This is a genomic window from Verrucomicrobiia bacterium, assembly GCA_023953615.1.
GTDB lineage: Bacteria > Verrucomicrobiota > Verrucomicrobiia > Limisphaerales > JADLHS01 > JADLHS01.
This window is the reverse complement of sequence record JAMLJH010000001.1, coordinates 2,228,429-2,250,317: the sequence shown is the minus strand read 5'-3', so window position 1 is coordinate 2,250,317 and position 21,889 is coordinate 2,228,429. Positions and strand designations below refer to the sequence as shown.

Annotated in this window: 16 protein-coding genes; 1 reads left to right on the top strand and 15 read right to left on the bottom strand. The window is 58.5% G+C overall.

Features of this window, described 5'->3' with window-relative positions; all coding sequences use genetic code 11:
- Window positions 1-283: 283 nt before the first annotated feature.
- The 12 genes from M9920_09395 to M9920_09340 form a co-directional block, all read right to left on the bottom strand.
- Window positions 284-1,045, bottom strand: coding sequence for an SGNH/GDSL hydrolase family protein (locus M9920_09395; GenBank protein ID MCO5052505.1), 762 nt, complete (start codon window positions 1,043-1,045; stop codon window positions 284-286).
- A gap of 395 nt (window positions 1,046-1,440) precedes the next feature.
- A complete protein-coding gene (locus M9920_09390) occupies window positions 1,441-3,162 on the bottom strand; it encodes an excinuclease ABC subunit UvrC (protein MCO5052504.1) in 1,722 nt (573 codons plus the stop codon).
- 60 nt (window positions 3,163-3,222) lie between these two features.
- Window positions 3,223-4,308 carry an agmatine deiminase family protein gene (locus M9920_09385; GenBank protein ID MCO5052503.1) on the bottom strand — a complete coding sequence of 362 codons (1,086 nt, stop codon included), beginning with the start codon at window positions 4,306-4,308 and terminating at the stop codon, window positions 3,223-3,225.
- Window positions 4,309-4,517: 209 nt separating this feature from the next.
- Complete coding sequence (locus M9920_09380) at window positions 4,518-5,543, bottom strand: substrate-binding domain-containing protein (GenBank protein MCO5052502.1); 1,026 nt, start codon at window positions 5,541-5,543, stop codon at window positions 4,518-4,520.
- The gene (locus tag M9920_09375) at window positions 5,540-6,529 is read right to left on the bottom strand and encodes an ABC transporter permease (GenBank protein ID MCO5052501.1); all 990 of its coding nucleotides are present in this window, start codon (window positions 6,527-6,529) and stop codon (window positions 5,540-5,542) included. Before M9920_09375 ends, M9920_09380 begins: the two co-directional genes overlap by 4 nt.
- A gap of 19 nt (window positions 6,530-6,548) precedes the next feature.
- Window positions 6,549-7,478 carry an ABC transporter permease gene (locus M9920_09370; protein ID MCO5052500.1) on the bottom strand — a complete coding sequence of 310 codons (930 nt, stop codon included), beginning with the start codon at window positions 7,476-7,478 and terminating at the stop codon, window positions 6,549-6,551.
- Window positions 7,475-8,689, bottom strand: a complete 1,215-nt coding sequence (locus M9920_09365; GenBank protein MCO5052499.1) for a glycoside hydrolase — start codon at window positions 8,687-8,689, stop codon at window positions 7,475-7,477. Before M9920_09365 ends, M9920_09370 begins: the two co-directional genes overlap by 4 nt.
- Window positions 8,689-10,182 (bottom strand): sugar ABC transporter ATP-binding protein, encoded by a 1,494-nt coding sequence (locus M9920_09360; protein MCO5052498.1) that lies wholly within the window; start codon window positions 10,180-10,182, stop codon window positions 8,689-8,691. Before M9920_09360 ends, M9920_09365 begins: the two co-directional genes overlap by 1 nt.
- Before the next feature lie 314 nt (window positions 10,183-10,496).
- Window positions 10,497-12,656 (bottom strand): hypothetical protein, encoded by a 2,160-nt coding sequence (locus M9920_09355; protein MCO5052497.1) that lies wholly within the window; start codon window positions 12,654-12,656, stop codon window positions 10,497-10,499.
- 50 nt (window positions 12,657-12,706) lie between these two features.
- The gene (locus M9920_09350) at window positions 12,707-13,414 is read right to left on the bottom strand and encodes a hypothetical protein (GenBank protein MCO5052496.1); all 708 of its coding nucleotides are present in this window, start codon (window positions 13,412-13,414) and stop codon (window positions 12,707-12,709) included.
- Entirely contained in the window at window positions 13,411-14,775 is a 1,365-nt protein-coding gene (locus M9920_09345) for a hypothetical protein (GenBank protein ID MCO5052495.1), read from the bottom strand. Before M9920_09345 ends, M9920_09350 begins: the two co-directional genes overlap by 4 nt.
- A 35-nt stretch (window positions 14,776-14,810) precedes the next feature.
- Window positions 14,811-16,559, bottom strand: coding sequence for a GspE/PulE family protein (locus tag M9920_09340; protein MCO5052494.1), 1,749 nt, complete (start codon window positions 16,557-16,559; stop codon window positions 14,811-14,813).
- Window positions 16,560-16,799: 240 nt separating this feature from the next.
- Here M9920_09340 and M9920_09335 point away from each other — a divergent pair, with 240 nt between their 5' ends.
- Window positions 16,800-17,672 carry a metallophosphoesterase gene (locus M9920_09335; GenBank protein ID MCO5052493.1) on the top strand — a complete coding sequence of 291 codons (873 nt, stop codon included), beginning with the start codon at window positions 16,800-16,802 and terminating at the stop codon, window positions 17,670-17,672.
- Between the two features lie 279 nt (window positions 17,673-17,951).
- On the opposite strand, the gene M9920_09330 is transcribed toward M9920_09335, so the two are convergent.
- The 3 genes from M9920_09330 to M9920_09320 all read right to left on the bottom strand — a co-directional run bounded on the left by M9920_09330 (window position 17,952) and on the right by M9920_09320 (window position 21,838).
- Window positions 17,952-18,869 carry a class I SAM-dependent methyltransferase gene (locus M9920_09330; protein MCO5052492.1) on the bottom strand — a complete coding sequence of 306 codons (918 nt, stop codon included), beginning with the start codon at window positions 18,867-18,869 and terminating at the stop codon, window positions 17,952-17,954.
- A gap of 106 nt (window positions 18,870-18,975) precedes the next feature.
- Window positions 18,976-20,448 (bottom strand): glycogen synthase, encoded by a 1,473-nt coding sequence (locus M9920_09325; GenBank protein MCO5052491.1) that lies wholly within the window; start codon window positions 20,446-20,448, stop codon window positions 18,976-18,978.
- A gap of 139 nt (window positions 20,449-20,587) precedes the next feature.
- Window positions 20,588-21,838 carry a glycoside hydrolase family 57 gene (locus M9920_09320; GenBank protein ID MCO5052490.1) on the bottom strand — a complete coding sequence of 417 codons (1,251 nt, stop codon included), beginning with the start codon at window positions 21,836-21,838 and terminating at the stop codon, window positions 20,588-20,590.
- Between the last annotated feature and the right edge of the window lie 51 nt (window positions 21,839-21,889).

Sequence of the window (21,889 nt, the reverse complement as noted above, 5' to 3'; positions counted from 1 at the left end):
CAAACGGGAATCCCTCCGCGTCTGAATTCCATATTGCGGCTCTGGCAAAAGAATCGTTTTCTTCACCTGAAAGCAGCGGAGGATCCCACCGCAGTCGCGACAGCCCCATCGGGGCGGTTTTGTAGAACCGAACGCAAACAATTCCCCAGCTCCATTCAGGAGCGGCATATTTAGCCGCTCCGGGGCTTGAAATGTTTTTGGTCGTCTCCACTACAAAGGTTTCACTCCTGACGGAGCTTGGAAAAAATCCGACTGCGAGGAGAAATGCAAAAGGAAGAATTTCCTATCGAAGCCTGTGCCTTGTCTCGCTCATCGTGAGTAGGAACAAACGACGAATGGCGTCGTAACCACGTTCGTTGGGATCTTCCAGATTGATCCAGAACCAGTAGTGCGGATCATCACGACGATAGTGCTGGCTCCAGATACGGCGACAACCGAGGCCATGTCCGAGAAATGGTTCATGCAGATTCACGAGATGAACATTTTCCCGCCGCGCCACTGCCGTGTGAATGATTTCGTTATAGGCGGAATGAATCCGCAAGCTATCCGGCCATGAAGGAAGCCCGACACGACGAGCGCTGCCCGTGCCGTCCGTGGGGTCATAAATATCAGCCAGAAAAATTTCGCAACCGCCCGGAAACCGCGCCGTTATCTCGTCCAGCATTTGCTCAAGCCGTGCGGCAAAATTTACAATCCACGGTTGCGCCTGCTCCCAGGAAGCTCCGAACATTGCTCCTTCCCTGGGTTCGCTGCGGCCATAGTCGTGAATAAGATCATTTCCGCCCGTGGTGAAAACCACAATGGCGAGTGTGTTGGAATCTCCGGCTGGCAGCCGGGGCAACTGCCGGCGTTGGTGGTCGAGGGAGGTGCTTCCAGACATGGCGAGATTGGTAGATTCCAGGTTCGGAAAAACTTTGCGTAAGTTGATGTCAGTCAAATCCGGCCATTCATCGTCAGGGTTTTCCAACAAGCGGTCGAAATACGAATAGCCTTTGCGGGCGCCAAGCCCCGCAGTGATGCTATCTCCCAAACCAATCAAAAGCACGGATCTGGTCGTCCAAGTTTCCTGAAATGCGACGGCGTCCACAGCAGGTCCCGCTGGGCCGCTGCCGGTGGGTTGGCGATACCAAAATTCCCAAGCGCTCCAGATCCCACCTGCCAGGAGGATGCTTGTCGCAACCAACCCCAGTTTTACCCACCGCCTCGTCGTTGAGGCGGGCGATATGGCTTGTTTCGTCATAAAAATTGCGCGAAAGGGCGTTGGCGAGAATACCACTCTGCTTGCACCCCTCAAGCGGTGATTTTACCCGGACGCAGCCGGATAGGATTACCGGCGATTTATACCGTCTTGCGCATATCCGCCACTTTCCCGACGGCCAACATCACGCGGCTGAACAGGACCTTTACCCTCGGGTTTTCATGGGTAATGTGGCCGAGAGATTATGAGGCCGAGGATTGGTGGTCGGTGGCGGCTTCGGGAAGTTCCTGAGTGGGCAGTACCGTGCGCGCGGCGAGAAACGCTTTTAATTCCGCCGCCGCTTTACTGCCAAAGCCAGGCACGGCGGCGATCTGTTCCGTTGTAGCGATTTTGAGTCGCTGCACCGAACCAAACTTTTTCAGCAACGCGGCTTTGCGTTGCTCGCCGATGCCGGGAAATTCATCAAGAATGCTTTCGGAAATTTTTTTGAGCCGCAGTTGCGCGTTGTAGGAATTGGCCACCCGATGCGATTCATCCCGGATGCGCTGTAACAATTTCACCGCCGGATGATCCAGTCCCAGCCGCAGCGGCTGGCTCGCGCCGGGACGATAAATATCCTCGAATTCCTTGGCCAAACCGATAAGCGGAATGTGTTGCAATCCGAGTTTCTCCAGTTCCTCCCGGGCCGCGTGCAATTGCCCTTTGCCGCCATCCACCAAAATCAAATCCGGCAGGTGCGAGTCGGCTTCCGTCTGGTCGCCTGGAGGCGATTCCGGTGACGGAGGTTTTGCCGACGATTGAGGCCGGGCGCGCAATTGTCGTTTCACCCGGCGGCTGGTCGCATCAATCATCTGCTGCAGTTCGGAAACGATCCGCGCGCCGCCCTCGGCATCCGCAGCCACCTGAGATTCGGCGGGCGCGTGCGGATGCGCTTCGTCGAGGAGGCGTTTATAGCGCCGGTGAATTACTTCCGCCATGCTCGCGAAATCGTCCTGTCCCACGACCGATTTGATTTTGAAGCGCCGATAGTTGGCGCGGTCTGGACGGCCATTTTTGAAACTGACCAGCGAAGCCACCTTGAACGTGCCGCTGATGTTGGAAATGTCGAAACCTTCAATGCGCCGCGGCGGCTGCGGCAGCCCCAGCACCTGAGCCAGCGCTTGCAAATCGGCTTCGGGGTGGATGGCCAGCGGCAGCGAATACGGCACGCGGGCGAACGATTTTTCCGGCTTCGTCGTGCGTTCCAAATCCTGCAGCAAATCCCGCAACTCCGCCGCTCGCTCGAACTCCTGCGCCCGCGCCGCCTGGCGCATTTCAGTTTCCAGTTGCGATTTCATGTCCTCGCACTGGCCCGCGAGGAAGTCGCACGCGGCCCGGACCTGTTCGAGATATTGCTCACGCGTCACGTTGCCGACGCACGGGGCCGTGCAGTATTTCAAATGCGCGTAGAGGCAATGTTTGTAGTCCGTTTCGTTCGGTGTAAACGCCCGGCAGCCGCGCAGATTGAATTGGCGGCGCACCAGCGCCAGCGTGTTGCGCGCCGCCGTTGAGTTGACGAACGGGCCGAAGTAACGCGCGCCATCGTCCTTCTTCAGTCGCGTGAACACGAAGTTGGGAATGGGGTCGTTGAGATTCACCTTCAACAGAAGAAAGCGTTTATCATCGCGCAGACTGACGTTGAAGCGCGGATGAAATTCCTTGATGAGCTTGCTTTCCAGCAGCAACGCTTCCGGTTCGCTGCGCACCACATGCACGTCGAAGTCGTGAATGGCCTCCACCAGCGCGTTGAATTTCAAGTCCCAGCCGAGCCGGCGCGACGGGTGAAAATACTGACTGACCCGCTTGCGCAAGTCGCGCGCCTTGCCGACGTAGATCACCGTACCGAACCGGTCCTTGTGCAGGTACACGCCCGGTCGGTGCGGCACTTGACTGAGCTTTTTGCGAATGTGCTCGGAAACCTGCACGATCAAAAGCTAGAAGCGTAAGCGCCCGATGGCAAGGGAACGCGCCATGTGGTCACGCGCTCAAGCCGGTTCTTGTTGAGTCAAACAATGCAGCGACCCAAAGCCCCACACCAAATCCACCGCGTGAATGCCGACCACCGGACGGTCCGGGAACAACTCGCCCAAAATGCCCAGCGCCACCCGATCGTTCGGATCGTTGAACGTCGGCACGATCACCTGCGCGTTGCTGATGTAGAAATTAGCGTAACTGGCCGGCAGCCGGACGCCGTCACACCACAACGGCGCGGGCATGGGCAACGCCACCACTTCGGGTTTCGAGCCGTCTTCCAGCCGGAAGTCCTGCACGCGCTCCCAGTTCTCTGCCAGCGGCCGATAGTTCGCGTCGCGCCGATTGGTTTCTTTGATCAGCACCAAAGTTTTCCGATTCGTAAACCGGCAGACGTCGTCAATGTGCCCGTGCGTATCATCGCCCACCGGCCCGCGACTCAACCACAACACGTTGGAGACGCCCAGGTATCGTTTGAACGTCGCCGCATAGTCCGCCTTGGTCATGCCGGGATTGCGCACCTGGATTGTTGGATGTTGATAACACTCCTCGGTGGTGATGAGCGTGCCGGCGCCGTTCAACTCGATGCCGCCGCCTTCCATGACGAACGGGCGTCCCTCCCAGCGCGCGTCGAAGAGGGGGCGTTTCAGAATTTGCGCTGCTGTTTCCGGCACCCGGGTATCCAGTTTCCAATTGTGGTATTTGGCCCAACCGTTGAAATGGAAATGCACGATGGCCTTGTCCCGGCGCTTGCCGCGCTGGCGCACGAGATGAATCGGGCCGCTGTCCCGCGTCCAGCCGCGATTGGTCCGATGCACCACAAAGTGAACGCGTTTCAAATTCGCGTGGGCGCGTTGCAGATAGCTGGTGGCCAGTTCCGCCTCGGCCGGATGCCGCACGAGAATGCGCGCATCCTCGCCCTGCGTGATCTTGCGGACCATTTCGCCATAAACCCAGCGGATGGCGCCGATTTTACCCGGCCAATCCGAGGCGTTATGCGGCCACCCGATCCAGGTGGCGCGATGCGGCGTCCATTCCGCCGGCATGAAGTAACCCAGCTCGTGCGGCGTGGGTGATGATTTCGACTGCGCGACTGCCATAGCGCCGCGCAGGATAGGCGATGCGGCCAAATTGTCCACGCCAACTCCCGCCGGGGCGGCCAGCGAACGTGGCGGGCCACGAAGGTCGCGGCTGGTTATTACGCCAGGCAAGTGCCCGACGCTGGGCGAGGAAGCAGCGCGAAGTTATGTCTTGGGATGATCCCTGCCGAAGCGGCAGCCGCTCAAGCCAGCGGTTGCCCTTCACTCACTTAGAAATCGAATTGGTCAATGTTGTCCCGGTTAAAGATGGTGGGTTTGCCCAGCAAAATGTTGTCGCCGGCGATGGAAAATTCACCCAACGCGCCCGCCTGAAGAGATGGCGTGCCCGGTTTCAGTGTGCCTTGCGCCAGGGCGTTGGCGGCGTAGATGGTAAGGTAGCCGAGATGCTCGGTGTTCCACAAAATCACACTGGCGGTCACTCCCTCGTGAACGTAACGCCGATTCTCGTTGGGCAGGCCCAGGCCGAGCACCTGCACCTGACCCGCTTTGCCGGCCTGCTTCACGGCTTCCGCGGCGCCAGGCACCGCCGGGGAACAAATCGCCATGATACATTTCAAATTCGGATTGGCGCTGAGCAGCGCGGTCGCTTCGCTTTGCGCTTTGTCCTTGAGATCATCGCAGGGGCGCAACGCGATCATCTGCATGCGCGGATATTTATTGGCCCGACGCGCTTCAATGTATTTCTGCCATTCGATCATGTTCGCCGCGGTCAGGCTGGCGGTGATGATGGCGAACTCGCCTTCGCCGCCGCACAAGCGCGCCGCTTCATCCATCAGGGTGAAGCCAATGCCTTCGGGAGTGGCTTGATTGACGAAGAAATCCCGCGCGTCGGGTTGCGCGTCCGCGTCGTAAGTAATCACTTTGATGCCCTTACTTTTGGCGCGGCGCAGAGCGGTGGAAATGCCCTCGCGGTTTTCACAGGCCACGGCGATCACGTCCACGCCGATTGTGATCCAGTTCTCCACGATTTCATTTTGCTTGGCGGGATCGGGATCCGTTGGACCATCGAATAACAAATCCACGCCGAGTTCCTGCGCGGCCTGATCCGCACCCTTTTTGCAGGAAATGAAATACGCGTTCCCCTTCGATTTGGGCATCAGGGCGATGGAAACTTTTTTGGTGCCGGCATTGGCGGAGCGGTTGCCGGAGTCGGAGCTTTTTCCGCAACCCACCAGGAAACCCAGACTGGTCAGTGCCAAAAGCGAAAAAATTTTTTTCAAGTTCGAACTGTTCATTTTACAAGGGCATTTTGGCGGCGCGGCCAGCGTTGCGCCAGTATTTTAGGCAAGCTGGATCCGGCCAGGGCGAGGATCAGCAGCAGACCGGTCAACATTCCGGCCACTTCACGGGGCTGCCGGGCGTGGACCAGTCCGTTGTTCAGAATGGCGATCGCGGCGGTACCCAGCAGGGTGCCATGCACCGTGCCGCTGCCGCCGAAAATACTCGTGCCGCCGAGAACCACCGCCGTGATTGCCAACAGTTCATAACCCGTGCCCGCGTCGGCTTTGGCCTGGCCGAGTCGCGCCGTGTAAATGACGGCGGCGATGGCCGCGATGATCCCCGCCAGCACGTAAACGAACGCCAGTCGCCGCGCGACGGGCAACCCGGCGTAGCGCGCTCCTTCCGGCGCGTAACCGATGGCGCGAAAGGATCGTCCGAACGTGGTGCGATGCACCAGCAGCCAGATGCCCACCGCCACCAGGATGAACAAAGGCGCTTGCGCGGGAACGCCCAACCAATGTTCCTGCCCCAGGAAAAGGAACGAAGCGGGAAAGTTGGTGAAAGTGTCCGCGCCCCGGGTGAGCGCTTCCGCCAGACCGCGAAACAACGAGAACGTGCCCAGGGTGACAATCAGCGAAGGCAACCGCCAGTGCGCGATCAGCACCGCGTTCAGTCCGCCGGCCAGCGCGCCACAAACTATCGTCATGGCGGCGGCCAGAGGAATGGGCAGACCTGCGTCGCGCCAGAATTTGCCAAACAGAACCGCGCACAACCCAAGCAAGGAACCGACCGAGAGATCAATTCCGCCGGTCAGAATAATGGGCGTCATGGCCAGGGCCAACAGTCCGATTTCCACCGAGTGGCGCAGCAGATCGAAGGTGTTATCCAGCGAACCGAAGCGCGGCCCGACCGAGTTGAAATAAAACCACTCCAACACCACGACCAGCAGCAGCACGGTTTCGTGGCGCAGCAGCGTGGCTTTGATTTCCGATCGGTTCATGGCTTTCAGTGGTGAACGGTTACTGGCGATGGCGCAGGCCATCGGCGACGACGGCCAGTAAAATGATGCCGCCTTGAATGGCTTTTTCCCAATACGCTTCGATATGCAGATGCGTCAAAGCGGGGCCAATGCACGCCAGCAACAGCAGCCCGGCCAGCACGCCCCAAAGTTTGCCCCGGCCTCCCGTGATTTCCACGCCCCCCACCACGACGGCGGCGATGACTTTCAACTCTAAACCCGAGCCGGATTTCGGGTCCACTTGCGGGGATTGCACCAGGTTCATCACCGCCGCCAGCCCCACCAACGCGCCCATCAGCACAAACACCAGGAACGTCACCATCTGCGGGCGGATGCCGGACAAGCGCGCCGCTTCAGCGTCACTGCCCACCGCGTAAATGAAACGCCCCAGACTCAGATGCTTGGTTGCCCAAGCCAGCGCGAGCAGTAACCCCACCGCCACGCTGATCAAGGTCCATTGGCCGGCGGCCTGGCTTAATCCCAGCCATTGCGTGCCTTCGGGCAGGTCCACGAATTGTCCCTGACGCCACCAGCGCAATCCCTCGCGCCACGTGACCAAGGTGGCGAGCGTGACCACGATGGAGGGCAAGCGCAGCCCCGCCACCAGCACGCCATTGATCGCCCCCAAGCCGGCGCCAATGACAATTGCAAGCGGCACGACCAGGAGCAGCGACAGACCTTGCGTAGCCAACAATCCCGCGGCCACGCTGCACACGGCGAATTGTGAGCCGACCGAAATATCAATCTGGCGGCAGACGATGATCAACGCCGCGCCGCAGGCCACCACCAGCGAAGGCGCTTCGCGCGCCAGCAACGAGAGCTGCGGCTGCGGCTGATAAAACGCCGGAGCAACCACCGCTAGCAACAGAAGCAAAACGCCCAGCACGATGGCGGCCGACCAGTCGCGTAAATTGAGTTTCGTTTTGGTCATGGCGACGGCGCCGATTTCGGCGTTTGAGTCGAAGGCGTTTGATCCACACTGACCGGCTCGATCCAGGCCAACGGAATTCGCGCCAGCAAAATGCGTCTGGCATCGTTGGGTTCGAACAGACAACCGATCTGGCCATCCGGCAGACGGGTCAAGACGCTGTAGGCAAATCCATCGGGCACAAAGGTCCGTCGGCGTGGCCAGGTGGCCCCGTCATCGTAACTGACATGAAGAGTGCCGTTGCGGCGTTGATCGCTGTCCGGGCCGCTGAATAGCAGTCGCCCCGCGCCTTGAGCATCATCGAACGAGTAACGCAATACACTGGCGTTGCAACTGGGATCGCGCAGCGCCGGCACGTCCGTCACTGGCGACCACGTCTGGCCGCCGTCACGGCTGATCGCCGTTTTGCGCACTTTGGCACCGGCAAATGGACGGCTGTTCAAACGCACCGAGCCATCACTGAGTTCGACCATTTGCACCTCATTGACCTGACTGCGACGTCGCCCCTGCGCATCCGTTACGAATGCGCCGGGCACATTTTCGCCCCATTGCCAATGTTGCCCGCCATCGTCGCTGTACACCGCATAGTTGTTCCACTGATAAAACGGTCCTTCATTGAAGGGAATGATCAACCGACCGCGCTGCGGGCCGCGCGTCAATTGGATGCCAATGCCGGGGCCGCTGGCGATGGTCGTGGCGCCGGTGGGGCGTTTGGTGGAGCGCGTGACGTCCGTGGGCTTCGACCAGGTTACGCCCGCGTCATCGGACCAGATGACAAAACTACGGAAGATGTTGGTGCCGGTGTAACCGGTCTGGATGTTTGCGTCGTGTTCCTTGAGGTGTTGCGGAATGAGTTGGTACATCAGGAAAACGCGCCCGGAATCCTGATCCACCACCGCAGTGGGATTGTTGAGTGAAGCCGCGCCGGCATCGGCCACCACTTGCACGGGTTGCCAGGTCAAGCCGCCGTCCGCGCTGCGTTTCAGGATGATATCGTTGGACGCCTGATCCCGGTCGGCCGCCCGTCCCTCGGCGAAGGCAAGGATCGTCCCGGTCTTGGCGACAACGATGGATGGAATCCGGATCGAATCATAGCCATCGCGCGCCGCATCAAACACGGAACAAAACTCAGGATTGGTGGTGCTTCGACCCATCCCAATACCGAGCGCCAGCGCCAGCAAACTTTTGAAACCATAGAGGCAAACTCGCTTCATCAGTTCTCCTTTGCTCCCAGGGCGGCGGTCATGACCGCATCAGCGGAAGCGTTTCCCGGCAGCAACGCGGTGATGGTGCCGCCGCGCATCACCGCGATCTGATCGCTCATTCCGAGGATTTCCGGTAGTTCACTGGAAATCATCAATACCGCCAAACCCTCACGCGCCAGGCGACGAATGATCTTGTGGATTTCACTTTTGGCGCCAACGTCCACGCCCTGCGTAGGTTCATCCAGGATGAGCAACTTCGGCCGGGTGGCGAGCCAACGAGCCAGCGAAACCTTTTGTTGGTTGCCGCCGGAGAGCGAACCGCCCGGCGCGTCGGGGCCGGCGGCTTTGATGTCGAGCGTTCGGATGAAATCCAGAGCGAAGCGCCGCTCGGCGCCCAGCCGCAACCAAGTGCCGCGGAAAATCCGCTGGTGAATGGCCATGGTCATGTTGTGAGCGATGGGCAGTTCCAAAATGATGCCGTGCCGGCGCCGATCTTCGGGCACGTAAGCGATGCCGTGCGCCGTGGCTTCCTGCGGTGAGGTAATGCGAATCGGCGCCTCATCCAGATGAATTTCCCCGGAATCCGCAGGGGTGATTCCAAACAATACGCGCGCCAGCTCCGTGCGCCCCGCGCCCACCAATCCCGCCAGGCCCAGGATTTCGCCCGCGCGCACCTGGAGGTTCACGTCATGCACTCCACCGGCGGCGCAGGATAAATTTTTCAATTCGAGCCGGACCGCTCCCGGTTCGCTTTCGCTGGGAGGAAAAACGTGCGCCACCGCGCGGCCCACCATCAGTTTAATGAGCGTCGCCTCGTCCAAGTCCCGCACCGAACGCGTGCCGATGCTCTCGCCATCGCGCAGCACTGTCACCCGATCCGCGAGCGCAAAAATTTCTTCCAGCCGATGGGAGATGTAAATAATGCCCACCCCTTGCGCGCGCAATTCCCTGACCAGCGCAAAGAGCAGCCGCTGCTCCTTTTGCGTGAGCGACGCCGTCGGTTCATCCATGATGACGATCCGCGCGCCCGTGCCGACGGCGCAAGCGATCTCCACCAATTGCTGTTCGGGCATGGAGAGCGAACGCACCTCGGCGGTTGGGGAAATGTCCGCGCCAATGCGTTGCAATAATTCTCCGGCCCGGGCGCGGCGGCGCGTCCAATTCACCCGGTGCCACACCGACGCGGATTCAAGGCGCAAGCCGATATTCTCGGTCACCGTGAGTTCCGGAAACAACGCCGGTTGCTGGTAGATACAGGCGATGCCCTGCTTGTGCGCCAAGGCCGGAGTGAGGTGACGGAGGCGCTTGCCGTTGATTTCGATGGTGCCGCCGTCGGGTTGGTGCGCGCCAGTGATGATCTTGATGAGGGTGGATTTACCCGCGCCGTTTTCGCCCAGCAAGGCATGAACCTCACCCGGCTGCAGGTCCAGGGAGACTTGCCGCAACGCCCGCACCGCGCCAAAGGATTTCGTCAAGGAAGTTAAGCGCAGCAGGTCAGCCATGAGCGGAGTCGGGAGGAGTTCGGTTCAGCGGGGGCGGGCGGCGGGCGGAAAGTTAAAATTCATGGCGTATCGGCTCCAGAATGGTCGTTGCGGCACAAAACCTACAAATAATTACCGCAGACGCAAGGCAAAGTCCGCAATTCCAAAATTCCACAATTCTAAATTCTGACTGGCGGGTCGTTGGGAGTGAATCTTGGAAAAAGGGAGCCACGAAAGGCTTTCGGGCGAAATGGAAAGCGCCGCCACCGACGTGGAGGGGCGAAAACGATTTCCGCTGAAACACCCGTATCAGCCGCCTCGTTGGAGCGGATTGCCTACCTCGAAGTGGGGCCGGACGGCTCGTTGAGCAGTATTTCGTCCTCGGGGGTGAACGGCTGTGGTTGGGTGAAATTATCCAGCGCATCATGGTCGGATTTAGCCTTCACCGGCGCAGCTTTCTTTTTACGCCCTGGTTTTTCCGCTTCGGCTTCCTGCTCCGCCAGCGCGCGTTCGGTTTTATCCAATTCTTTCTCGGCGGACACCACTCCGGGCAGGCGTTTCTTTTCCACCTCCACCTGCAACGCCGCAATGCTCGGAGTCCGCAACACCGTCGGACGCATCAAGACCATCAATTCCTTGCGCTCCTTCGAGCTGCCCGACGAGCGGAACAGCGCGCCCAACAGGGGAATGTCTTTGAGCACAGGCACGCCGGATCTATTTTTGTTGTCCGAGTTGCGAATGAAACCGCCGAGCATGATGCTTTCCCGATCATTCACCGCCACCTCGGCGGATAAGGTGCGGCTGGTGGTGTTCGGCACCGCGCCCACTCCGGTGATGTCGGTGGCCCCGCTGATTTCATCAATGGTTTCCTGGATTTGCATGACCACCAATCCGTCAGAATTGATGAAGGGCGTCACGTCCAAACCGATGCCGACGCGCAACTGTTGATACGAGGACCCCGGGCCGCCGCCATAACCACCGCCGTAATACGTGCCGGTGACGTACGGCACCGTGTTACCGATGAAAATCGAGGCGGGCGTGGCGTGCGACGTTTGAATGCGCGGCTTTTGAATGACGTTGATTTTGTTATCCGCGGCGGCGGCTTCAATTGACAAATAAATATCCTGATCCACCACACCAAAGTACTTCAATCCGGTGCCGATCAGATCGCTGAACGCGTTCGTGCCGCCGGGACTGCTGTTATTGCCAACCTCCGTGAATCGCTTCAAGTTCATGCCGCCCGCACCGGAAAAATCACCTGAAAACTGGCGCGCCGTCTGGGCGCCGGAAACGCCGAACGCCCACGAGTTATCCAGGGAAACATCCATGATGATCGTCTCGATCAATACCTGCGCCAGCACCACGTCCAGCTTGCCGATGATGTCCTTGATCATGTCCATATCGCGCTTGGCCGCGAAGACCAACAGTGAGTTGGAGCGGATGTCGGCAATGATTTTGGTCTCACCCAAAATTGTGAATTCACCGCTGCCCGCCGCCCGGTTGATCAGACTGCGCACGCGATCACCAAATGACGTATTTGACGAAGGCGTGGGATTCTGCGCGGCGCCGGTGGTGCCCAACTGATTCATCATCGGGTTGTTCAATCCGGTATTGCCCATCCCGCCCCGATTCATCCCGGCGCTGCGTCCAGCCGTCGTGCCGGAGCTGCTGCGGGTGCCAATGGACCCGGCGGTGCCACCGCCAACGGTGCTCAAAGCGCTGGCGATTTCCTCCGCTTTCGCAAATTTAATCGGAATGACCTCGGACAAAATCTCGGACTCCGCCACGACGTCCACCTTCTCGATCATTTCCAACATCCGCTTCACGTTGGCCACGTTGTCCCGCAACACCAGAATGCTGCTGCCCTCGAGCGGCGTGATGGGCGTGGCCACGCTGCCGCTGGCGAAAGGCTGGAGCAACTGCACCATTTCCGACGGTTTGTTGTATTTCAACTGCACCACATGCGTCACCACCGAACCCAGGTCGGGCATTTGTGAAATGTCGTTCGTGTTGATGATGCCAGGAATCTTAACCGCTTCCGTCGTGGGGATCACCGTGACGAACTTATCCCCCACATTGACGAGAGAAATTTGATTCAGATACAACGCCGCTTCGATCATTTGCACGACCTCGAGTTTGGTCAGCGGCGTGGTTTGCTTCAGCACAATCTCCGCCTTGGGCAATGAGGCCGGCTGCAATACGTTGCGCCCCACGTACTCCGCATAGATTTCCAATACGGAATCCAGCGACGCCGCCGTAAACTGAATGCTGCCGGCGGGAAGGATTTCATCCGGATTAGTAATGCTGCCTGCCGTCGCCGGGGGGCGCAACGTCATCGCGCCCAAATCCGGCGTGCCCGGAGGGGCGGTGACAATCGGCGGCACCGCGTTGGTGGCCGGCGTTGCCGCCGGAAAGGCCGGCAGTGCGCGCGCGGGCGGACGGTTCAAGGTCGGGCGGGCGGGCGTGGCGGAATGCGCGGGCGGCGTTTGCGCCATCCCACCAAAACTGAATAGCCACACTAAAACGGGCAGTAGAATTTTCACTTTCATTTCTTCGTAGGCGTTGCAGGTTTAGCCGCAGGAGCGGGAGCCGGAACGGGTTTGGCCGCGGCTGGATGCGCCGGCGGAACATTGGAGACGGTGGGGGTGGACGCCGGCGCGGCAGGCTTGGCGGCGGGAGCGGGCGACGAACGGGCCAGCGGTTTCTTTTGGAAACTGGCAATCAACGTCGCGCTCGCATTCAAGGCGTAATGTGGCGGGTCCGGTTGCACCGACAAGGCGCGCACGCGAATCATCGAGTTGCCCGCGCCGAGGCTGTAGAGAAAATCCACCAACTGTTCTTCATTGGACTGGGTGCGCAGGGATTGGATGCGTTCCAGAAAGAACTGGTTCGTGCGCTGCGGCTGCGGCGTATTGGCCACGATGGTCACGCCGGACTGCACCGCCTGGTTCTGGATGGCCGTGAGGAAATTGTTCACTTGATCTTCCTGCGGCACAGCGGCGCCCGCGCCCTCCAGTTTCGCGACCTGATTGGACAACGTGACCGTCTGCGCGATGGCATCCTCGTAGCGTTGCTGTTTGTCGCGCGCATCACCAATCCGGCGGGATAACCGGCCGAACTCGCCAAAGTGGGGGAAGATGAACACGAAATTGACCACCGCGAACACCACGATGATGACCAGGATGATGAACCAGCGTTCCGCCGAACTCAGGCGGGAAAACTGGGCGCTAAGTCGGGCGAGGTATTCCTTCAATCTTCCTCCGTACGGTTGAGTTCCAAACTAAAATTCCAGATTACCACCCCGCCCGGCCCGACGCGGGTGCTGAGTTGCTGGCCTTTGTTGGCGTCGAACAATTGCGCGCCAGCCAGTGTCGCTTTGCGAATGTCTCCGTAAAACTTGTTCACCGAGGCGGCGGAATCCGCCGGCGCACTGCCGCTCAGGGAAAACTTGCGCCCGTCCGAAAAGGCAAAGCTGTCCAGGGTCAGGGTTTCCGGCAACAACTCGGCGGTGATTTTCCAGCAGTCCAACGCGGCAAACTTGAGGTCTTCGCGGGTTTTCAACACCTGTAACCGCTCTTTCAATTGCAACACGTTCGTGTAAGCGCCGCCCAGCGAAGTCACCTGCCGCTCGGCCTGATTCAATCGGTAATCCTGCACGCGCACGGCCAGCAGATAAACAGCGACCAACACAAAATAGATGATGCCCACCGCGAACATGCCGCGAATCCAGAGCCGGTCGAAAAACTGGTTGCGATAACGCGTCGCGTACTCCGGCGGAATGAGATTATCCTTCCCCTCCACCGCCGCCGCGCGTTGCGCGGTCTTCGAGGCCAGAGCCATCGGCGTCAGCGCGGGAATCAATCGGACCGGCACCTCCAAGCTGTCGCGCAGCCATTTCTCCCAGACCGGCGTGGCGGCTTCACTGGCCACCAACGTCCATTGCGGTTGCGCGGTGAGCCAGCCTTCCAGTTCGCCCGACCAGGCCATTTGCTCCAGTTGCTCTTTAAGCGCGCCAACCACATTCCCCGTTGGCGGCAGATTCACCGGACTCAAGCTCTGCAATCTTCCGTCGTACCACCAGGCGACCAGCGCCGTGTTCAGCCCACCGGTCAATTCCGGATAAATCCACGCGCCATTGCCATCCACGACCGTGGCGACCAGTTGATCCAACGCGCTCAACTCGAGGCGATCCGCGAGGTAGCCGCTGGCCTCGATTGTGCCCAAAAAGTCCTCGACAACCTTGCGTTCAACCAGGACGACAATGAGGGTTTGCAAATCACCGGAAGCGGCCGCGTCCTTGCCGGTTGGCAACGGATGCAGGCTCCAGAGAATTTGTCCGACCGGTAATGGCGAAAGCTTTTCCAGTTGCAGCTCCACCATGGCACGTAGTTCGGCCGGCGCGCTGGGCGGCAAATGCACCACCCGGAAAAACACCTGATCGGGCGGCAGCAACGCAAGATTCAGCCGGGGCTGCCAGAGCTGGCGCCAACTTTTGCCGGCCATACCTTGAGCCAGGGGCACTCCGTCAACGACCTTCTGCTCCCGCACCATCGGGAACGCGCCCTGCGCCTGGAACTGCCAGACCTGCCGGTCAGCTCCAGCGCTCTGTAACACATTGCATGAATGAAAGCGGGCCATGAAGGTGATCCTCAGACGGACACGGTGGTCCGCGGGGTTGGGGCGGGCAACGATTCCAGATGTTCCTCGATCTGCGTCACGCGCAGCACTTCTTCAATGGTGGTAATGCCCTGGCGCACCTTGTTCCAACCATCATCGCGCAACGTCCTCATGCCTTGTTCGATCGCCCGTTGCGCAATGGTTGAAGACGCCGCGCGGCTCAACACCAGCGGGCGCAACGCCTCGTTCAACACGAGCAATTCGTAAATCGCCAACCGCCCCTGATACCCAAGCTGGCGGCAGGATTCGCAACCCGCGCCGCGCATGAACTTGGTGGAATCAATCAATTCCTCCGGAAAACCGATCTTTTTCAAATAGGACCGTTCCACCTGTTGCTCAATTTTGCACACGGGACAAATCGTGCGCACGAGCCGTTGCGCCATGATCCCTTCCACCGAGGACGCCACCAGAAACGGCTCAATGCCCATGTCAATCAACCGGGTGAACGCACTGGGCGCGTCGTTCGTGTGCAACGTCGAGAATACCAAGTGACCGGTCAACGCCGCGCGGATCGCAATCTCCGCCGTTTCCAGATCGCGAATTTCGCCGACCATGATCACGTTGGGGTCCTGGCGCAGAATGTGGCGCAGCCCCATGGCAAAGGTCAGGCCGATCTCCGGGCGCACAGCGATCTGGTTGATGCCTTTAAGTTCGTATTCCACCGGCTCTTCGATGGTGATGATGCGCTTCTGGATCGAGTTGATCGTCGAAAGCATCGCGTAGAGCGAGGTGGACTTCCCCGATCCGGTCGGTCCGGTAACGAGCAAAATGCCGTGCGGTTTGACGATGATCTCCCGGATCGCCGCCTCGTCCACCGGCGCAAATCCCAGTTTGTCCAAACTGAGAAAAATTTTACCACGCGATAGCAGCCGCAGCGAAACCGATTCGCCATACACCGTCGGCACGGTGGAGACGCGGATGTCAATCTCCTCGCCTTTGATGCGGACGTTGATGCGCCCGTCCTGGGGCAGCCGCTTTTCGGAAATGTTCATTCCGCTCATCACCTTGATGCGCGAAATAATGGCCGCCTGAAAGCGCTTCAACTGCGGCGGCATTGGCGTTTGGTGCAGAATGCCGTCAATGCGGTAACGAATGCGCAGCTCGTCCTCCTGCGGTTCGAGGTGGATATCCGTGGCGCGATCCTTGTACGCCTCCCAGATCACCTGGTTGACAAACTTGATGACGCTCGCCTCCTGATCGCCTTCGGTGATTTCCTTGTCCGTCGGCAATTCCAGATCGAGCGGAATTTCCTCGCCCATCTCATCGAGCGTTTCCGCCCCGACGCCGTAATATTTCTTGAGCGCCTTCTCGATTTCAGCTTTGGGCGCAAGCGCGAACTGCACCGGACCGTGCGCGTCAAAGCGCACCGCGTTGAGCATCGCGTTATCAAACGGATTGCTGACCACCACTTGAACGGCATCGTCCTTCATGGCCACGGGCAGAACATTGTACTGGAACGCGACCTTGGTGGAAATTTTGCCGCGCGCCTCGTTTTCGACGGCCAGCTTGTTGAGTTCGAGATACGGCCAGTTCAAACCTTCGGCCAGGCGTTGGAGGAAAATATCCTCGGACAGACCCAGCTCCCGCGCCAGAAACGACAGGAACGGGTCCTGCGAACCATTTTCCACGGCGATGCGCCAAGCTTTTTGCACCTCCTCATACTGATCGGGCATTACGCCCAAAACAGAGGCAAACAGAACTTTGACTGAGTTGAACGCCATGGATTCTTGTTCTCGTACGCGAAACTGAACGCCGCAAACTAAAAAAAGTTGCGCCAAGGGTCAAAGAATATCGCGTCGCAACGCCAACTGACACGGGTGAAATCTCCAGACGTTTGACGCGGGTCAGTGAAAATGGCAACCAAGACGACGCGGACGAGTGGGCCAGCGGCCTTGGGGCGCGCGCCCTTGGCAAGCGTTCGGTTCTGGCCTAACCAGTCCGCCTTACGCATCATCCTGCTGATGAATCGGATCAAATTAAAAATCGGGATCGCCCTGGCGCTCGGTCTGGCGGGCTTGCACTTGGCGGCGGCCAAACCTTTCTTCTTCATTCAATTGTCAGACCCGCAATTCGGCATGTTCACCGATAACCGGGATTTTATCCAGGAAACGGCCAACTTGGAATTCGCCGTCGCCACGATCAACCGCCTGCGCCCGGCTTTCGTGGTGGTAACCGGCGACCTGGTGAACCAGCCGGGGAATGAAAAACAGATTCACGAATACCAACGAATCATCGGCAAAGTGGCATCCGACATTCCGGTTTACTCGTTGCCGGGGAATCATGACGTTGGCAACGAACCCACCGCCGCCAGCATCGCCACTTACACCAATCAACTTGAACCGGATCACTTTACGTTCCAGCACGAGGGGTTCGTGGGCATTGCCTTGAACTCCATGCTTATTCATTCCCCGCAAAAGGCGCCCGATCTGGCCGCTGCCCAGGAAAATTGGTTGCAGCACGAACTCCAGACCGCGCGCGCCAATGGCGCCGCGCACATCGTTGTGTTCGCGCATCATCCTTGGTTTCTGAAAAGCGCGGATGAAAAGGATGAGTATTTCAACATCCCCACCGAGCGGCGTCGCCACTATCTGCAGCTATTTCACGCGGCAGGAGTGAAGCATCTGTTCTCAGGCCATTACCATCGTAACGCGGTGGGACACGATGGCGACCTGGAAGCGGTGACAACCGGCCCGGTTGGCATGCCCATCGCCGAAGGCAAATCAGGATTGCGAATCGTCATCGTGCGCGACGACGGAATCACCCATCAGTATTACCACTTTGGCGAACTCCCGAAGACGGTAAATCTCAACGCGCCGGCGGCAGCAACGAAATAATGGCGCAGCTCAAGGCGCAACGTGGCGTACCGCAAACACCTGAACCGGAGAGACGGTCAGTGTGGAATCGGCGACTCCTAATTGATCATCCAAGTTGCGAAAACGCGAATCGGCCGCCAGCGCCCGAGCCAACGCTGCATCGCGCCGCTGAAAATCAAAGCGCTGGAATTTTTAACCACGAATGGACACGAAGGAACACGAATTTTACTGGCCAGCGTTAAATACGTTGCAACGGTTACAACGATCTAACCTTTGCAGCCATTGCCTTTCCATCCGTGGTTACTTCTTCCGAAAGACAACAACGAGGTTATCCGCCAGCCCCATCACGCCGAGGGCCTTCTCCGTCAGTCCATAAAGCCATTTCACCGGTTGCAACCACGGTTTCTGTTTCAACGCCGTGGTTTGCTTGAGCAACTCACCACGCTCAGCGTTGGAAACATCGCGTCCCCTGCCCCGCCAATCCTGCCAGAGGACGACCGGATTGAAATGTGTGAACTGCATGGCGACGACCGCGAAACCGGTACGAGCGCCAAGCCGCGCCAGCGTGGACGCAGAAAAATAATTCAAGTGTTGTGGATAAACGTAACGATATTTCGCGCCGAGCCAGCGCACTGCGAGCGAACGCAGATTCGGCACGAGCACGAAGCACAAGCCGCCAGGTTTGAGTAGCGCGCAAGCTTTTTCCAGAAAGCGTCCAGGTTCGGCCAGATGTTCCGCCACAGCCCAGAACGTCACCGCGTCAAATGGAGCGTTCTTGAAATTCAGCTCCAAAAAATTTCCACGCGCCACGGGCACGCCACGCGATTCCGCGTAATCCAACGGCCCGCCGCTCACGTCCGTGCCGAGGATTTCGTAATCGCCCGGCCAGCGTTGTTTGAGTTGGAAAAGAAATCCGCCCGAGCCGCAGCCCACGTCCAACACCGCGCCGTGCGGACAAAATTTTCGCAACAGCCGCAGTTCGCGCTCGAAGCGCACGACCGCGTAATCGCTCGCGAGCTTGGCCGGGGAAAGATAGTAATCCGCACCTTCAGTATCATAAAACTGACCGCTGGCCATCGCGGTGGGCGCAGGATTGACGAAGACCATGCTGCAATCGGCGCAGCGCACGATTTGCAAATCGCCTTTGCGCCAGTGTGGTTGCGCGGCAGCGTTTTGACAGACGGGACAAGCTCTTTCGATTTGGGCCGTTTCGGTCATTTTAATTTGTTGAACGCTCGCTCTCACCTCGGCGCTTCCAGAAGGGGCGAACGTCATATTTTTTATCCCTCAACCATCAACTCTCCACTATTAACCAGCTGGAGACTCACTTGTCACAGATGTATTCGTAAACATTCAGGTAATGCTGCCCCGGATGATTCCACGAGTAGTCGTAGCGCATTCCGTTCTCCACCAGTTCGCGAAAGTATTGCGGATGGGAATACCACAAACCAATGCCGCGATGGAGAGCGGATTCGATCCCGGCGTTATTGAAATCGTTGAACGTGTAACCGTTGCGTTCGTGATACGGTTTGGGTGCGTAATCCGCATCAAAGATGGTATCGGCCAATCCGCCGGTCGCCCGCACGATCGGCACCGTGCCGTATTTCAATCCAATCATCTGCGTGAGTCCGCACGGTTCGAAGCGGCTCGGCACGATGATCATTTCCGCGCCGGCGTAAATCAGATGGGACAATTCCTCATTGAATCCCAGTTCCAAATGGCAATCCGGATTGTCGTTGTATTGGCGTTTCAGTTCGTGGAACTGATGGGCGATCCCGGCGTCGGCCGCCGTGCCGAGCAACACAAACTGACAGCCGTTCTGCAAACAATAATGAATGGCGTGCGCGATCAGCGGCAGACCTTTTTGCTGATCCAGCCGGCCCACGTAGCAAACAATGGGGCGAAAAGCATCGCGCAACCAAAACCGGTTGCGCAACGCGGTTTTGTTGAGGTATTTCGCGTCCACGTTGTTGAGACCGTATTGCTGGGGAATATGCCGGTCGGTTTCCGGATTCCACACGTTGTAATCCAGCCCGTTCAAAATGCCGCCCAGCTTGCGGTGATGCACGTGGAGCGTATGCCCGAGACCGTAGTTTTGCGTGGAATATAAAATCTCCTCGAGGTAACGCGGTGAAACCGTGGTGACAAAGTTGGAGTAAACGATGCCGCCTTTCATCAGGTTGATCGCGCCGGAATTAAAATTGTCCCGCAAGCGGTCGGGGTGAAAAAAATACGCGGGCCGGTTCAGCCCGGTGGCGCGGAGGATGTGTTCCCGCGTCACGCCTTGATGCTGTAAATTGTGCAACGTGTAACACACTCGCGGATGCGTCAGGCCCAGGGGTTGGTAAAGCTCATAAAGCAACACCGGCACCAGGCCCGTCTGCCAATCGTGACAATGGATCACGTCGGGATGCTTGCCGCTTTTATGCATGAACTCCAACGCGGCGCGACAAAAGAAGGCGAAACGCTGATCGTCGTCGTGCTGGCCGTAGAACGTGCGGCGGTTGAAAAAATTGTGATCGCCATGCGCGTCAATGAAGAAGCACTTCCGCCCCTCCACGAACCCGAAAAAAACCGTGCAATGGATCGCGCCATTATACCACGGCACCCACAGATCGTTAAACGTCGGCTGCAAGCCGTAAATCCGGTCGTAACGCAGGCAGTCATACTTCGGCAGGATGATCTCGACCGAGTTGCCCCGAATTTCCAGCTCGCGACTCAAACCAAATACCACATCGCCCAGCCCGCCCACTTTGGCGACCGGCGCACATTCAGATGCGATTTGGATGATGTACATGCTCAGAGTTGGAAAACCACGAATGGATACGAATGGACAGACATAATTCCCAGACACGAACTCCACGAATTAGCACGGATTGAATCTATGCCAATTTGTGAAATCGGTGTCACTTGTTTTTGATTCGTGCGCATTGGCATCACTTCGTGATTTGCATTTTTTTCACGGCGGTGTCGAGCAAATGATACGTTTGCTCGAGGCCATCAAACGAGCGATGCACCCAGCGGCTGCCCCAGTAAAAATTACAGCTCGTCTCCGCCGTCAGCAGATGATCGTAAGCTTGCACGATGAGCGAACGGATTTCATCGGCGTTCAGCAGTGCGTTGGATTGCCCCTCACCCCGGCCCTCTCCCCGTCCGACGGGGCGAGGGAGAAAAATCTCGCCGAATTTCTTTTTCACCTGCCAGTAGTAATCGCTGGCATTCTTAATTTCATCCCAACCTTTCTTTTGCAAAAGCGATCCGGTCCATTGCGTGAAGTCGCCGCCCCAATGATGCTCCGTGTTCCACGCGCCGCGATGCACCTCCACTTCCTCCGTCGGCGGGAAGCGACGCAGATATTCGCTGATGTGAATGGGCGTGAAGCCCAGCGTTCCGGCGCGGTAACGATCAAGGATCGGCTTGTAGAAAAAACCCCAGAAGCCGGACTCGACTTGCGACGTGCGAAACCAGCCGCCGTTCTCGCCATCCGTCCACGTCGTCACCAACGCGGGGAAATGACAGTGCTTGGTGCGCTCGTAGATTTCGTTCTGAAACCAGCCGGGGTCGAGGCCGGAAAGTTGCGCGTTGGAAAGATCGCGATCGCGCGGCACGACAATAATTTCCGCGCCCCCAAACCGCGCGAGATACGGACGATAGCGCGTTTCCTCCCAGCGCATCTCGCGCTTGGGTTTGATATAGATGGAATCCACGAGCACGTATTTGAAGCCGTGCCGGGCGAGCATCGGAATTATCTCCATGCAAAAACCCATTTCCGGCGGCCAGAAACCATTGAAGGTATCGCGCCCGAGCAGATGGCGACCGAGGCCCTTCCACCAATCCGTCTGCGCGTCCCAGTCGGCAGCAGGCGTCAGCGGATAGACCGGATGATACAAACCGCTGCCAACATATTCGATGTTCGCGCAGCGGAAGCGGTGCATGAAGTCGGCAATGTTGACCGTGTCGGAAAAGGTTTCGCGCACGCCGGGGTCTTCGAGCTGCTTGAGCAGCGTGCCGGAAAAACTCAGGTGCAATCGCGCCACGTCCCAATACTGATCAAGCATTCGCGTGATGCGATCGTAGCACCAAAGAATCTGTTTGGCTTCCCACGGCTCACTGGAATTGTGCAACGCCACCAAATTGCCGAGCGGCTGATGCAAATGCAATCCGAGCGCGTGGAAGATTTCAGGCATGGTATTGGGTTCGTCCTCGAGACCGCCGTCGTCGTTTGGTGGAACAGAACA